This window comes from Undibacterium paludis (genome assembly GCF_022568815.1).
In the GTDB taxonomy this organism is placed as follows: domain Bacteria; phylum Pseudomonadota; class Gammaproteobacteria; order Burkholderiales; family Burkholderiaceae_D; genus Undibacterium.
Map to the genome: position 1 here is coordinate 212,707 of NZ_JAKZHX010000006.1, position 14,097 is coordinate 226,803.

Here is a 14,097-nt window from a genome sequence, read left to right on the forward strand (position 1 = left end):
ACTATTAAATATAATGAATGGAGAGGCTTTTTGGGCGAGAATCGAGCAGAAATGTTGTATTACTTCAAGGCTGATGCCCGTATTCTCAAAGAAATTGCGTTAGCTGCCCATATCTGGGTAAAACCGCTATCAAGCAGCAATATCAGCTTTCCTTATTAAAATGCTTTTGTTACTTGCACAAAGCTGCATTTTCTTTCGCAGACAAAGAAAAAATGGGCACAGTTCAGTGCCTGCGAACAGGGAAGATTTAGTGATCAGTATTTTTGATAAATAGTTACATCAAAATAATATCGTACTGCTCCTGATGAAACACATTCTCTACCTGCAATGAGATAGGTTTGCCGATGAAGTCGCCAAGCATGGCCAGGTGTTGTGATTCTTCTTCGAGAAACATGTCAACTACAACCTGTGAAGCCATGATGCGGAATTCTCTGGGGTTGAATTGTTTGGCTTCGCGTAGCAGTTCGCGCAGGATTTCATAGCATATCGTACGTGCTGTCTTGACCTGGCCTTTGCCGTTGCAGGCTGGGCAGGGTTCGCATAGTACATGTGAGAGTGATTCCCGGGTGCGCTTGCGTGTGACTTCGACCAGGCCCAGCGCAGAGAAGCCTGATACGGACAACTTGGTGCGGTCGCGCGACAATGCCTTGTTGAGTTCTGCCAGCACGGCAGCCTTATGCTCTTCATTCTCCATATCGATGATGTCGAGAATGATGATGCCGCCGAGGTTGCGCAGTCGTAACTGGCGGGCGATGGCGTGGGCGGCTTCGAGATTGGTCTTGAAGATGGTGTCATCGAAATTGCGGCCAGCGACAAAGCTGCCGGTATTGACGTCGATGGTGGTCATGGCTTCGGTCTGGTCGACGATGAGGTAACCGCCAGATTTCAGGTCGACGCGGCGACCCAGTGCTCTTTCGATTTCCTCTTCCACACCATGCAAGTCAAACAAAGGGCGCTCGCCTGTATAGTGTTGCAGCTTGCCGAGTACCGATGGCATGTAATGCGTCGCAAACTCTTGCAGCATGATGTAGTTTTCGCGCGAGTCGACCTGTATGCTGTCCGTCTCTTCATTGACGAAGTCACGCAAGACGCGCTGTGCCAGATTCAGGTCCTGGTATAGCAGGGTAGTCGGCGGCTGGGTCTTGGCCAGTTGCAGTATGGTTGACCAGGTGCGGCGCAGGTAATCGACGTCGGCCTTTAGGTCTTCATCGGAGGCGTCTTCTGCCATGGTACGGACGATGAAGCCGCCTTTTTCATCTGGCTGCTGCAGGTTTTGTACTTTGGTGCGCAGGGCTTCGCGTTCAGCTTCGTTTTCTATCTTTTGTGAGATGCCTATGTGTGAGTCTTGCGGCAGGTAGACCAGCATGCGGCCCGCGATGGATATCTGGGTAGAAAGGCGTGCGCCCTTGGTACCTATCGGGTCTTTGACGACTTGCACGGTGACTGACTGACCATCAAACAGCAGTTTTTCTATCGGTGTCAGCGGTGCATTGGTATTGCCATTGGCATCTTGCGAACGTGCATCCCAGATGTCGGCCACATGCAGGAAGGCAGCGCGTTCCAAGCCTATGTCGATAAAGGCAGACTGCATGCCAGGCAAAACGCGCACGACTTTGCCCAGGTAGATATTGCCGACCAGGCCGCGTGACAATGTGCGTTCTATGTGGAGTTCTTGTACTGCGCCCTGGAACATCAGGGCGACGCGGGTTTCTTGAGGGGTAATATTGATGAGGAGGTTTTCGCTCATAAGCTTCTCTAATACTTCAATCTGATGCTTCAATTTAAGGAATGAAGATACCTGCCTGACGCAATAGCTGGCAGGTTTCAAATAAGGGTAAGCCCATGATGCCAGAATAACTGCCTTTGATGTGTGAAATAAAACGGGCAGCAGCGCCTTGTATGCCATAGCCACCGGCTTTGTCATACGGTTCATTGCTGAGGCAATAGGCCAGTACCTGTTGTTCATCCAGGGGGGCGAAACTGACCTCTGAACATTGGGTGACAGCGGCACTGCCTTGTACCCAGTGGACGGCAATGCTGGTGAGGACTTCATGTGTCTGGCCTGCCAGCATGCGTAGCATCTGCACGGCTTCTTCACGGTTGGCGGGTTTGCCAAGTATTTGTTTGCCCAGCACGACGGTGGTATCTGCTGCCAGTACGGGACGAGGCAGCAGCTTGCGCAGATGCATGATTTCCCATGCCTTGTCGGCTTTCTCTCGGGTGACACGACTGACATAATCATGTGGGGCTTCGCCCGGCAGGACGATTTCGGTCACATCCGGCCCGCGTGGTGCGGCGTCGCGCAGCAATAACAGGTCGAATTCTATGCCGACCTGATGCAGCAGTTCGCGACGTCTTGGGCTTTTCGATGCAAGGTAGATTTTATTTTCTTTTATCATGGCGGTCTCCGTATTTGGCTCATTCCTGACTTATACCCGGTGATAAGGGTGATTCTGGGTAATGGACCAGGCACGGTATAACTGTTCAGCCAGCAGCACCCTGACCATGCCATGCGGCAGTGTCAGGCTGGAGATACGTATCAGGGTATCGGCCCTGGCCTTGAATTCTGCATCCAGGCCGTCGGCTCCGCCGATGACGAAGACCACGTCGCGGCCATCTTGCTGCCATTGCGTGAGGTTTTGCGATAGTGCGACGCTGGTCCAGTCCTTGCCCCGTTCATCGAGGGCGACGATGCGGGCATTCTTGGGTATCACGGCTTCGATTTTGGTGCGTTCCAGCGCCATGACGGTTTCAGCCGTTTTGCTGCCGGAGCGCTCTACGGGCTTGATTTCCTTGAGGATGACGCGGCATTCTGGCGGCATGCGCTTGGCGTACTCCTGAAAGCCAGTTTCTATCCAGGAGGGCATTTTGTGGCCTACGGCGGCGATGATCAATTGCATATTGAATTTTTACTGCTAGGTCTCTTGGAGCCTGTTAAACAAATGGCTGCACCAGGCAGCCATTTGAGGGTGATGTACTGGGCAGGTTATTCTGCTGCTTTTTTACGGGCAGGTGCACGTTTTGCCGCTGCCGTGCTGGCAGAGCGTTTTTCTGCGGCCTGTTTTGCCGAGGCGACGGCTGTCTTTGTTGCTGCTACCTTGACGCGGGCACCGGTGGGCACCTTGGCGGCAGTTGTGCCATCGGCAGCCTTGCGTGTTGCCGGTTTGCGGGCCGGTTTGGCTTCAGCATCACCCGTTGCCTTGGCTGCGCGTGGTTTGCGGGCTGGTTTCTTGTCATCATCAAGCGTGGCCTGGATCGCCATCATGTCATGTGTGACCTCAACAGGAGCGGCCTTGGCAGCTGTCTTGCGTGGGGCGCGCTTGGGCTTGTCGCCTGCTTCATCAGCTTCGGCTTTCTTGCCAGACGTGCGCTTTGCTGCACCGAGCTTCACAGGCTTGTCACCCCAGAGTTCTTCGAGGCGGTAGTAGGCGCGGATGGCAGGTTGCATAATGTGAACCACCATGTCGCCGAGATCGACCAGTACCCATTCACCGGTTTCTTCACCTTCCATGCTGACGATGTTGCCGCCATTTTCCTTGACTTTATCGCGTACAGAGGCTGCCAGGGCCTTGGTCTGACGGTTGGATGTGCCAGAGGCGATACAAACGCGGTCAAACAGGCTGGTCAGGTGAGTGGTTTCAAATAATTGTATTTCTTGCCCTTTGACGTCTTCCAGAGCGTCAACAACCAGGCTTTGCAGTTTTTTAATATCCATGTTTTTATTGGTAAATTGTTTGTTGTGTTAAGTAGTCTAGCACCTTGTGTGGGACTAGCAATCTCGTTGTCGGGTTATGCTGTTTTAATTCTGTTCGTAGTTGGGTGGCAGATACATCCTGTGCCAGGTTTCTTTCAAGGTAAGTGCCGCCAGCGGGTCTGGAACGTATTTCTTCGGCGCTCAAACTGCTTTGCTTCCAGATATCAGCAATCCCGGGGCTGCTGATATCGAGGCTGAAGCCGGGGCGCGAAGCAGCACAAAGATGAGCAACGTCCAGCAAACCCTGCCAGTTATGCCAGGTATGCAAATTTTGCAACTGGTCAGCCCCCATGGCAAACACCAGGGAGGCATCTGCCCCCAGCTCCTGACGCAATTGCCGCAGGGTGTCTATGGTGTAATTGGCCTTGCCTTGCGCTGCCCGGTCGATTTCTTGCTCATCAAATACCACAGGGCAGAGTTGCCAGTCTTCAAAAGCCAGCTTTAGCATGGCCAGCCTTTGCTGCGGACTGGCCTGAAATTCACTTTTTTGCCACTGCTGGCCAACCGGAATGATGCGTAACTGATCCGGCTTCAGCGCCAGAGCCAGGCTCTCTGCCAGGGCAATATGACCCTGATGGACAGGGTCAAAGCTGCCGCCCAGTATCAGGATGCAGCGGTTTGCACGGGTTTCTATACCCATTCCCTGTGTACCAGAAAATCGCTGGCCAGTTTTGCTTCCGGGCTGCCGACTTCCGGTTTCCAGTCATAGCGCCATTTGACGATGGGCGGCATGGACATCAGTATGGACTCTGTCCTACCGCCGGATTGCAGGCCAAAGTGCGTGCCACGGTCAAATACAAGGTTGAATTCTACATAGCGGCCACGGCGATAAGCCTGGAAATCACGTTCACGCTCGCCATATTCCTGATCTTTGCGTCGTTCCAGTATAGGGCGATAAGCCGGGATAAAGGCGTCGCCTACGCTGCGCATCATGGCAAAACTACTGGCAAAATCCTGTTCATTGAAATCATCAAAGAAAATACCGCCTACGCCACGTGCTTCTTTGCGGTGCTTCAGGTAGAAATACTCGTCACACCATTTCTTGAAACGGGCATGCAAATCTGCGCCAAACGGCTGGACCGCCATTTTACAGGTTTGGTGAAAATGCACAGCATCTTCAGCAAAACCGTAATAAGGTGTCAAGTCCATGCCACCGCCAAACCACCAGACATCTTCCTGCCCTTCGGCACGGGTGGTGAAAAAGCGCACATTCATGTGTACGGTAGGCGCGTACGGATTACGTGGATGCAGGACCAGCGAGACACCCATGGCTTCCCATTGGCGACCAGCCAGCTCAGGGCGGGCAGCAGCGGCAGATGGGGGCAGGTTTTTACCCATGACATGGGAGAAATTCACGCCGCCACGTTCAAATACCTTGCCTTCTTCTATCACGCGCGAGATACCACCACCACCTTCAGGGCGTTCCCAGCTATCCGTAATAAAAGCATGGCCATCCACTTCTTCCAGCGCCGCGACTATAGCAGCCTGCAAGCCCAGGAAATAGTTTTTAACCGCGAGTGTATCTGTCATTCTGCTATCTACTCTAAAAAACGCAAGGGGCTGGACTAGTCTTTGGACTATTCTCAACCCGCTTTAAAAGATCGGTGGCGCACATGAAACATGTACGCCTGACAAGGATTAATGCTTGCGGTTCAGTGCGCGCCAGCCTATGTCACGACGATACTGCATGCCGTCGAAATGGATTTTTTCGACTACGTCATAAGCATGTTTTTGCGCCAGTTTGACGGTATCGCCCAGACCAACGACGCATAACACACGGCCGCCGGTTACGCTCAAGGTCTTTTCATTCAGTGATGTACCTGCATGGAAGGTCACGGTGTCTGCGGTTTCTGCCGGGATGCCGGTGATCTTGTCGCCCTTGCGCGGTGAGTCAGGGTAGCCAGCGGCTGCCATGACGACGCCCATGGCGGTGCGTCTGTCCCATTCGAGCTCTACTGTATCCAATGTGCCATTGACGGCATGTTCAACCACGTGCAGCAAATCTGTTTTCAGGCGTGCCATGATGGGCTGTGTTTCAGGGTCGCCCATGCGGCAGTTGAATTCCAGGGTTTTTGGATTGCCCTGGTCATCGATCATCAGGCCGGCATATAAAAAGCCGGTGAAGACGATGCCATCCTTGGCCATACCCTGCACCGTAGGTACGATGATTTCACGCATCACGCGGGCATGCAGTTGTGGTGTCACGATGGGGGCAGGGGAGTAAGCACCCATGCCGCCCGTATTCGGGCCTTCGTCATTGTCGAGCAAACGCTTGTGATCCTGGCTGGTAGCCAGTGGCAGAATGTTTTTGCCATCGACCATGACGATGAAGCTGGCTTCTTCGCCAGCCAAAAACTCTTCAATAACGACGCGTGCACCGGCATCACCGAGCTTATTGTCCGACAACATCATATCGACTGCCGCATGCGCTTCTTCAGCGGTCATCGCAACGACCACGCCTTTGCCAGCGGCCAGGCCATCGGCCTTGATGACGATGGGGGCGCCCTTGGCATTGATGTAGTCATGCGCTGGGGCCAGCTCAGAGAAAGTCTGGTACTCAGCCGTAGGAATCGCATGTCTGTGCATGAAGGCCTTGGCGAAATCCTTGGAGCTTTCCAGTTGTGCGGCTTCTTTGGTCGGGCCAAAGATTTTCAGTCCACGGTCACGGAAAATATTGACGATACCGGCAGCCAGCGGTACTTCAGGGCCAACCACGGTAATGCCTATGTTTTCTTGCTCGGCAAAATCAGCGAGGGCAGCAGGGTCAGTGATATTGATGTTTTTGAGGCGGCTGTCAGCAGCCGTACCACCATTGCCGGGGGCGACAAAAATCGTTTGCACACGTTCAGATTGTGCGAGTTTCCAGGCGAGGGCATGTTCACGGCCACCAGAGCCGACTACGAGTAATTTCATCTTAATCTTCTATGATGGCGTTGGTGAATACTTCTTGTACATCGTCGAGGTTTTCGAGGGCATCCAGCAGTTTTTGCATCTTGATGCCATCATCACCGGCAAATACGGTCTCAGTATTTGGTTTCATGACGACTTCAGCGACTTCTGCCTTGAATCCGGCTTTTTCGAGGCTGGCACGCAGGTCAGACAGACTAAATGGCGCACAGATGACCTCTATACCGCCTTCTTCGTCGGTGATGACATCATCAGCACCAGCTTCGAGGGCAGCTTCCATCAGCGCATCTTCATTTGTACCTGGGGCAAAGAACATCTGGCCACAATGCTGGAACAAAAAGGCCACTGAGCCCTCAGTACCCATATTGCCACCATATTTGTTGAAGGCATGGCGTACCTCAGCTACGGTACGCACGCGGTTGTCGGTCATGCAGTCAACCACGATGGCTGCACCGCCTATACCATAACCTTCATAACGTACTTCTTCATAGTTTGCGCCTTCCAGCGTGCCCGCGCCGCGTTGTATCGCGCGCGTGACGTTTTCTTTTGGCATATTGGCGTCAGCCGCCTTGTCCACTGCCAGACGCAGACGCGGGTTGGAATCGACATCCTCACCACCCATGCGTGCTGCAACCGTGATCTCCTTGATCAGACGCGTCCAGATCTTGCCGCGTTTGGCATCGGTTGCTGCTTTTTTATGCTTGATATTGGCCCATTTACTATGTCCTGCCATGATCGCTCTTTCCTGAATTGACAATAGCTCACCCTGAGGGCGGCAATTTTGCCTGGCTTGGTTTTATAATGAAGACCAGTATTTTACCATAGTGCTACCGACCGACTTCCCCTAATCGCCCTCCAAAACCATGTCAAAACCTCTGTTGATCGCTAAAAACACCGAATTAGACCTGAATTTATTGTCTGATTGGGCCAATCGCCATGGTTGTATCACTGGTGCCACAGGGACAGGCAAGACCGTCACCCTGCAAACCCTGGCCCAGGCTTTTTCCGATATTGGCGTGCCTGTGTTCATGGCCGACGTCAAAGGTGACCTGTCTGGCATGGCCAAGGCAGGCAGCGCCACCAGCAAGATGCAGCAAAGGCTGCAAGCCCTGCAGCTGGATCAACCCAAATGGCAGGCCTGCCCGGTCACATTCTGGGATGTATTTGGCAAGCAGGGGCACCCGGTGCGCGCCACGGTTTCTGATCTTGGGCCCTTGCTACTGGGCCGCATGCTGAATCTCAATGATACCCAGGAAGGTGTCCTGCAACTGGCTTTCAAGATCGCCGACGATCATGGCCTGTTGCTGCTTGATACCAAGGATTTGCGCGCCATGCTGCAATACCTGGCCGAGAATGCGTCTGAATTCCAGACTGAGTACGGCAATATTTCCGCCGCCAGCGTCGGTGCCATACAGCGTTCGCTGCTGACTATCTCAGAGCAGGGCGGCGAGCAATTCTTTGGCGAGCCCATGCTGAACCTCGATGACATGATGCAGACTGATGGCGATGGCCGTGGTTTTGTGAACATCCTGGCGGCAGATCAGTTGTTGCAGTCGCCAAGGCTGTATTCAACCTTTCTGCTGTGGATGTTGTCGGAGTTGTATGAACACCTGCCTGAAGTCGGTGATGTTGATCAACCCAAGATGGTGTTTTTCTTCGATGAAGCCCATTTGCTGTTTGATGAAGCACCCAAGGTCTTGCTGCAAAAGATAGAGCAGGTAGTACGTTTGATACGCTCCAAAGGCGTGGGTGTGTATTTTGTCACGCAAAACCCGCTCGATATTCCTGACACGGTATTGGGGCAGCTAGGCAACCGTGTGCAGCATGCCTTGCGCGCTTATACGCCCAGGGATCAAAAGGCGGTACAGGCTGCGGCAGAAACTTTCCGCCCTAATCCCGAGCTGGATACCGCGGCAGTGATCGCCGAACTTGGTGTCGGTGAAGCACTGATTTCTTTTCTTGATGATAATGGCAGGCCAAACATCGTGCAACGTGCACTGATTGTGCCTCCATCTTCGCAGATAGGGGCAATATCAGCAGATGAGCGCCAGCAGGTCATGCAAACTTCCATCGTTGCCGGCGTCTATGAAAAACAGATAGACCGCGAGTCTGCCTATGAAAAATTGACAGGTCGTGTGGCCGCGCGTGCTGCTGACAAGGAGGCGGTGCCTCAGAAAGGTAGCCGGGATGAGGCATCTGTTGCAGACAGCAATGCCTGGGGCAATGCGCCTGCTGCTGCCGGCCCGGCCATATCTGGCCGCCCTGCTGCCAGGCCGCAAGCTGCAGAGCCACAGGAAAGCAGCAGTGGTGTTGGCGATACGCTCAAGAGCGTATTTGGTAATCTGCTGGGCGGCGGCGGTTTGCGACGCAAGGACAATGTCGTCGAAACCATGATCAAATCGACGGTCAGGACCATGGGTTCCCAGGTCGGGCGCGAAATAATTCGAGGGGTATTAGGGTCCATCCTGAAAAAGTGAGGCTGCTAGCACCAGATTGACCAGATTGAATGGCTTGCCTTCTGGAAATGGTGCGTACAGCCTCTGTCTGAGGCAAATTATTCCTGTTCGGGGTTGTTGTTGACCAGGCGCCTGAAGATGCTGTTGAGTGAGCTTTCATCCTGTTTGGGCGATGTTGGATTTACTTGTCTTTGCGGCATTTCCGGCATCGCACGTTTAGGGCGAAGTACGGGCTGATCGACGTATTGTGAGCGTGGCGTGTACATGTGCTTTTCTCCTGCGATGTGGTCCATGGAAATAAGTGTAATAAAACAGGCATTGTTTGAAAGTTACGCAAAGTCAAATTTGGCAACTAAATGTCAAATTTCTTGTGAAAGAATGTTATTTATTTTCCATGCGGAAATTATATTCTTTCCAAGTGGAAATTTATGTATGAAATTGCGGATTTTGGCCATTTAACAATTGGCGCTTTTAGGGATTTATGCAGACAGAACAAACTACCCAGTCCTCACGCCGTCATTATCTGACGGGACTTGCCATTGCCTTGATTGGCGCAATCCTTTTCTCGACCAAGGCCATCGTTGCCAAACTGATTTATCGCTACAACGTCGATGCGGTGACCCTGATCTGTTTTCGCATGGCCTTTTCCCTGCCCATTTTTGCTTCAATTGCTGTATGGCAAATGCACAAGGCTGGCAGCCTCGGCAAGGCTGACCGTTGGCGCCTGGTGGTTCTGGGGCTGGTCGGCTATTACCTGTCCTCTTTCCTGGATTTTCTTGGTCTGCAATATATTAGTGCAGGGCTCGAACGCCTGATCCTGTTCCTGACACCGTCCTTCGTCTTGCTGATATCCGCCTTCTTTCTCAAGCGCGCAGTCAGCATGCTTGAGTGGACGGCCTTGCTGGTGTCTTACCTGGGCATAGTCTTGGTGTTTTTCCATGACCTTAAACTGGGTGGGGATTATGTGCTTCTAGGCTCTGCCCTGGTGCTGGGGGCTGCAATCTCTTACGCTATTTACCTGATACAGTCGGGGCAATTGGTGCAAAGACTGGGCTCCTTGCGTTTGGTGTCCTATGCCATGTGTGTCTCGAGTGCAGCCTGTATAGCTCAGTTTTTTATTTTGCGTCCCGCCTCCGCGCTGGTACAGCCACTTGCGGTATATTCTTTGTCCCTGGTCAATGCCATCATGTGTACGGTTTTGCCGGTATTCATGACCATGGTAGCGGTCAAGCGCATAGGAGCGGCCACCGCTTCACAGGCTGGTATGATAGGTCCGGTCTCCACCTTGTTTCTGGGAGCATATTTTTTAGGTGAACCGATTACCAGCTGGCAAATGGCCGGTACCGTGCTGGTCATGGGGGGCATGTATTTGCTATCTGTAAAAAAGGCTTAAGTGCAATGCGAATCAAAGTCACTGGAGGATTAAATGGTCAAGGCAATCCGTATTAATCAGACCGGCGGACCAGAAGTCATGGAGTTCGTTGATGTGGAACTGGGGCAGCCAGGCGTCAATGAGGTCCTGGTGCGCCATAAAGCTTGTGGTCTGAACTTTATCGATGTGTATTTCCGCACGGGCCTATATCCCCAGCCTTTGCCTGCCGGCCTGGGTATGGAAGGTGCTGGCATAGTCGAAGCTGTTGGTCCCGGCGTCAGTCATTTCAAGCCTGGCGACCGGGTTGCCTATGCGGGCAGGCCTAACGGCGCCTATGCGGAAGCACGCATCATGCCGACAGACAATCTGGTGCGTCTGCCTGACAGCATCAGTTTTGAAACAGCAGCAGCGATGATGTTGCAGGGATTGACGGTGCAATACCTGTTTCATCGCACCTTTCCCCTGCAAGGTGGTGAAACCATCCTGTTCCATGCCGCAGCGGGCGGGGTGGGCCTGATCGCCTGCCAATGGGCACGCGCTATCGGTGTCACCATGATAGGCACTGTAGGGTCGGACGAAAAAGCCGAGTTGGCCAGAGCGCATGGCTGCGCCCACGTCATCAATTACAACACAGAAAATTTTGTTCAGAGGGTTCGCGAAATTACGGATGGAAAAGGGGTGCCGGTCGTTTATGATTCCATAGGGAAAGATACCTTCATCCCTTCACTCGACTGCCTGTCCCCTTTGGGTATGATGGTCAGCTTTGGGAATGCATCCGGCCCGGTGCCAACGTTCAGCCTGGGTGAGCTGGCTTCACGTGGTTCCCTGTTCATTACCCGGCCAAGTCTGATGAGTTATACCGCCAAGCGCGATGATCTGGAGCAAATGGCTGCACAATTGTTTTCTATGGTAGAGAGCGGCAAGGTTAAAATAGACATACGCCAGCGTTACGCCTTGAGCGAGGTTGCTCAGGCGCATCGTGATCTGGAAGCCCGAAAAACAACAGGCTCCACTATATTGATACCTTAATGCAAGATAATATGACTGATGTGACACCACCGATCAAAAACAATGCCGCAGAGAAACAAAATGGCAGTCCCAAATTTGGGCGACTGCTTGTGGTACTGATTTTTGCAGTTATGCTGATAGTAGTGATTACCCTTGCTTCGGAGGCTTACTATACTAATTAATAGTTGACTGGTATCGCATTCGCATTGATTTGACGAAGCAAGTCTGCTTGCTTCGTCATTTCAGTTTTGCGGGTGCCGGTGTTGCACAAGTTTGCCCCTCCGGGCAAAACACGATTTTCAACAATCTTGGTTTTGTTAACATATTGATCACAATAACAAAGAGCGATGGACACCATTCCACTACAGAACGCCAAGACGAGTGAATTTTCAAGCTCAAGTCGCCTGCTGATTTTGCAGAGCCTGGTGCCGATTGCGACCAATCTGGTGTCTTCACAGATTGAGGCTTTTACTGGACGCCTGACTGAGGCTTTGTTCCAGTTATCAGACCAGACAGTCAGGCCGGAAGAGGTTGCCGTCAGTTTCCAGGCTTACCAGCAACTGAAACGCAATGGCACGACTTTTTATCGCCTGGTAGCTGGCCAGGTCAATGCCGCCTTGGCAAAAGAAGTCAGCGTCGTCAATACGCGCAAGCGTAGCAAAGTTGATGAGGGGAAGCAGGACTTCTCTCTGGTCAGTTTTGAAGAGATGGAAAGCAAGGTACTTAGCCGAAATCTCAGTCAATCGCTGGAAGTCAATAATGCCGAGCTATTGGTTGCCCTCAATACACGTATAGGTCACGTGTTGCGTCGTACGCCGATCAGCGTTTCACAAAACCCTTTTCGCCCGGAACTGTTTGTCAAAGCCGTTCATCAGGCCTGGATGGAGCTCGAGCCCAACCCGGAAACCCATCACCTGATACTCAGGCTGCTGCGGCCAGAGTTGTTCCTGCAACTCGGCGCAATTTATCGTGAACTGAACCAGGCTCTCGTTGAACGTGGGATATTGCCTGATATTAATGACGGTTATCGCAACAAGCAAAGAAAAAGCATGATGACCCGTTCTGATGATATCAGTGACCGCGACCCCTATCTGGAAACCAAGCTGCGCAATATTTTCTCAGGCAATGCCACGCCGTCGACCTTTAGTAATACTGTCCCTGGCGGCCCTGGTGGTCAGGGTAGTTCTGGGGGCGGTGGTGAAACAGGGGGCGGCGGCGGTGGATACGGCAGCAGTGGCGGGTTCCCGGGCGGTGAGGGAATACCCTTTAGCGGTGGTGGTTCTGGCGTTGGGCAGTCAGGCGGTAATGCACCGGATATGGTTACCATAGATCGCCAGTTCTTTGACTACTTGACCAGCGTACAAAGAAATTTCTCCAGCAGTGGCCCCATGCCCACGGATACGGCACACCTGAGACAACTGTCGCAGCAACCCAATGCCGAAGGTCTGACCCATATAGATCAGAGCACGATAGAACTGCTGGCGCGTATCTTTGATTATGTATTCAATGACTCCAGCATTCCTTCTGACATCAAGAGTCTGATCAGTCAGTTGCAAATACCCACCTTGAAGGTCGCTTTGCTGGACAAGGATTTCTTTTTCAAGGAAACCCATCCGGCGCGGGTATTGATAGACACTTTGGCCAAATCGAGTGTTCTGATCAACAGTGATACAACCACGGAAGATCCTCTCTATCAAATGATAGAAGGCATAGTTGAAAGGGTGCAGCAGGATTTTGACCAGCAGATCGAGCTTTTTTCTGATGTGGTTGCTGACCTCGAAGCTTTCCTGAAAGAAGAGGAGCAACAGACCGAAGTCGCCATCAGCGAGCCGGTGGCGGTTGCCCTTAAGCAAGAGAAAATGCGCCTGGCGCGTGAATTTGCTGAAAACGATGTCGCGATCCGTGTAGAAACCGGCGAAGTTGCCGGCTTTCTTGAAGTTTTCCTGAAAGAGCAGTGGATACGGATTTTGACGATTGCACATAACGTCAAGGAAGAAAAACCCAACGCCCTCGAAAATGCTCTGAGGACGATGGATGACCTGATCTGGAGTCTCAAACCCAAGAATAGTGCCGAGGAGCGCAAGGAGCTGGTCAGCAAGTTACCTGCCATGCTGTCTTTGCTCAATGCCTGGCTCAATGCGATCAAATGGGATGAGCCTGACCGCGTCCTGTTTTTCTCCAAGCTGGCAGAGCGCCATGCCGCCATTGCCCGCGCACCGCTGGAATTTTCACCCAGGCGTCAGCTGGAAATTGCCGTCAATATCGCTCAGAGAGCGAGTGAAAAACGCCTGAACCGTCATGTGCAGGACCAGATAGAGCAGCCAGTCGATGAATGGGCGCGCGTCATAGAAACCTTGGAGCGTGGTGTCTGGATAGACTTTACCCGCCCCAATGGGATGACAACCCGCTTCAAACTGGCCTGGGTCAGCCCCAAACGGACACGCTATATCTTCACCAATCGGCAGGGGCATGATGCTTTTTCAGTTTCCAGTGAAGAGCTAATTACCCAGTTCCGCGAGGGCAATGCGATCCAGATCGTTGCCGAGTCCGTGGTAGACCGCGCCCTGGTAGAAGCATTGCGCGATCCTCCGGCTGCGTGA

Annotated in this window: 14 protein-coding genes; 5 read left to right on the plus strand and 9 right to left on the minus strand. The window is 52.6% G+C overall.

Annotation, left to right across the window (positions count from 1 at the left end):
* Positions 1 to 30: 30 nt before the first annotated feature.
* Complete coding sequence (locus LZ463_RS29090) at positions 31 to 159, plus strand: hypothetical protein (RefSeq protein ID WP_277624036.1); 129 nt, start codon at positions 31 to 33, stop codon at positions 157 to 159.
* A gap of 115 nt (positions 160 to 274) precedes the next feature.
* Here the strand turns inward: LZ463_RS29090 and rng are convergent, their stop codons facing one another.
* The 8 genes from rng to LZ463_RS12300 form a co-directional block, all read right to left on the minus strand.
* Positions 275 to 1,747, minus strand: coding sequence for a ribonuclease G (gene rng, locus LZ463_RS12265; protein WP_241455976.1), 1,473 nt, complete (start codon positions 1,745 to 1,747; stop codon positions 275 to 277).
* A gap of 34 nt (positions 1,748 to 1,781) precedes the next feature.
* Positions 1,782 to 2,399, minus strand: a complete 618-nt coding sequence (locus LZ463_RS12270; RefSeq protein ID WP_241455978.1) for a Maf family protein — start codon at positions 2,397 to 2,399, stop codon at positions 1,782 to 1,784.
* A gap of 30 nt (positions 2,400 to 2,429) precedes the next feature.
* Positions 2,430 to 2,900, minus strand: a complete 471-nt coding sequence (gene rlmH, locus LZ463_RS12275; protein WP_241455979.1) for a 23S rRNA (pseudouridine(1915)-N(3))-methyltransferase RlmH — start codon at positions 2,898 to 2,900, stop codon at positions 2,430 to 2,432.
* Positions 2,901 to 2,986: 86 nt separating this feature from the next.
* Complete coding sequence (rsfS, locus tag LZ463_RS12280) at positions 2,987 to 3,715, minus strand: ribosome silencing factor (protein WP_241455980.1); 729 nt, start codon at positions 3,713 to 3,715, stop codon at positions 2,987 to 2,989.
* A 4-nt stretch (positions 3,716 to 3,719) separates the two neighbouring features.
* Positions 3,720 to 4,394 (minus strand): nicotinate (nicotinamide) nucleotide adenylyltransferase, encoded by a 675-nt coding sequence (gene nadD / locus LZ463_RS12285; protein ID WP_241455982.1) that lies wholly within the window; start codon positions 4,392 to 4,394, stop codon positions 3,720 to 3,722.
* Complete coding sequence (gene hemF, locus LZ463_RS12290; protein ID WP_241455984.1) at positions 4,385 to 5,284, minus strand: oxygen-dependent coproporphyrinogen oxidase; 900 nt, start codon at positions 5,282 to 5,284, stop codon at positions 4,385 to 4,387. Before hemF ends, nadD begins: the two co-directional genes overlap by 10 nt.
* A 108-nt stretch (positions 5,285 to 5,392) precedes the next feature.
* Positions 5,393 to 6,667, minus strand: coding sequence for a phosphoribosylamine--glycine ligase (gene purD / locus LZ463_RS12295; protein ID WP_241455985.1), 1,275 nt, complete (start codon positions 6,665 to 6,667; stop codon positions 5,393 to 5,395).
* A gap of 1 nt (position 6,668) precedes the next feature.
* Positions 6,669 to 7,394: a YebC/PmpR family DNA-binding transcriptional regulator gene (locus tag LZ463_RS12300; protein ID WP_241455986.1), complete on the minus strand. Its 726-nt coding sequence runs from the start codon at positions 7,392 to 7,394 to the stop codon at positions 6,669 to 6,671.
* Between the two features lie 130 nt (positions 7,395 to 7,524).
* Here LZ463_RS12300 and LZ463_RS12305 point away from each other — a divergent pair, with 130 nt between their 5' ends.
* Positions 7,525 to 9,138 carry a helicase HerA-like C-terminal domain-containing protein gene (locus LZ463_RS12305; protein WP_241455987.1) on the plus strand — a complete coding sequence of 538 codons (1,614 nt, stop codon included), beginning with the start codon at positions 7,525 to 7,527 and terminating at the stop codon, positions 9,136 to 9,138.
* A gap of 77 nt (positions 9,139 to 9,215) precedes the next feature.
* On the opposite strand, the gene LZ463_RS12310 is transcribed toward LZ463_RS12305, so the two are convergent.
* Positions 9,216 to 9,383, minus strand: coding sequence for a hypothetical protein (locus LZ463_RS12310; protein WP_241455988.1), 168 nt, complete (start codon positions 9,381 to 9,383; stop codon positions 9,216 to 9,218).
* Between the two features lie 215 nt (positions 9,384 to 9,598).
* Between LZ463_RS12310 and LZ463_RS12315 the strand changes: the two genes are divergently transcribed.
* The 3 genes from LZ463_RS12315 to LZ463_RS12325 all read left to right on the plus strand — a co-directional run bounded on the left by LZ463_RS12315 (position 9,599) and on the right by LZ463_RS12325 (position 14,097).
* Positions 9,599 to 10,510 carry a DMT family transporter gene (locus LZ463_RS12315; RefSeq protein WP_241455990.1) on the plus strand — a complete coding sequence of 304 codons (912 nt, stop codon included), beginning with the start codon at positions 9,599 to 9,601 and terminating at the stop codon, positions 10,508 to 10,510.
* Positions 10,511 to 10,543: 33 nt separating this feature from the next.
* Positions 10,544 to 11,518, plus strand: coding sequence for a quinone oxidoreductase family protein (locus LZ463_RS12320; RefSeq protein ID WP_241455991.1), 975 nt, complete (start codon positions 10,544 to 10,546; stop codon positions 11,516 to 11,518).
* Positions 11,519 to 11,844: 326 nt separating this feature from the next.
* Positions 11,845 to 14,097 carry a DUF1631 family protein gene (locus LZ463_RS12325; protein WP_241455992.1) on the plus strand — a complete coding sequence of 751 codons (2,253 nt, stop codon included), beginning with the start codon at positions 11,845 to 11,847 and terminating at the stop codon, positions 14,095 to 14,097.

Coding starts and splice junctions, on each gene's coding strand:
- rng (WP_241455976.1), bottom strand. CDS start 1,747: ATGAGCGAAAACCTCCTCATCAATATTACCCCTCAAGAAACCCGCGTC.
- LZ463_RS12270 (WP_241455978.1), bottom strand. CDS start 2,399: ATGATAAAAGAAAATAAAATCTACCTTGCATCGAAAAGCCCAAGACGT.
- rlmH (WP_241455979.1), bottom strand. CDS start 2,900: ATGCAATTGATCATCGCCGCCGTAGGCCACAAAATGCCCTCCTGGATA.
- rsfS (WP_241455980.1), bottom strand. CDS start 3,715: ATGGATATTAAAAAACTGCAAAGCCTGGTTGTTGACGCTCTGGAAGAC.
- nadD (WP_241455982.1), bottom strand. CDS start 4,394: ATGGGTATAGAAACCCGTGCAAACCGCTGCATCCTGATACTGGGCGGC.
- hemF (WP_241455984.1), bottom strand. CDS start 5,284: ATGACAGATACACTCGCGGTTAAAAACTATTTCCTGGGCTTGCAGGCT.
- purD (WP_241455985.1), bottom strand. CDS start 6,667: ATGAAATTACTCGTAGTCGGCTCTGGTGGCCGTGAACATGCCCTCGCC.
- LZ463_RS12300 (WP_241455986.1), bottom strand. CDS start 7,394: ATGGCAGGACATAGTAAATGGGCCAATATCAAGCATAAAAAAGCAGCA.
- LZ463_RS12305 (WP_241455987.1), top strand. CDS start 7,525: ATGTCAAAACCTCTGTTGATCGCTAAAAACACCGAATTAGACCTGAAT.
- LZ463_RS12310 (WP_241455988.1), bottom strand. CDS start 9,383: ATGTACACGCCACGCTCACAATACGTCGATCAGCCCGTACTTCGCCCT.
- LZ463_RS12315 (WP_241455990.1), top strand. CDS start 9,599: ATGCAGACAGAACAAACTACCCAGTCCTCACGCCGTCATTATCTGACG.
- LZ463_RS12320 (WP_241455991.1), top strand. CDS start 10,544: ATGGTCAAGGCAATCCGTATTAATCAGACCGGCGGACCAGAAGTCATG.
- LZ463_RS12325 (WP_241455992.1), top strand. CDS start 11,845: ATGGACACCATTCCACTACAGAACGCCAAGACGAGTGAATTTTCAAGC.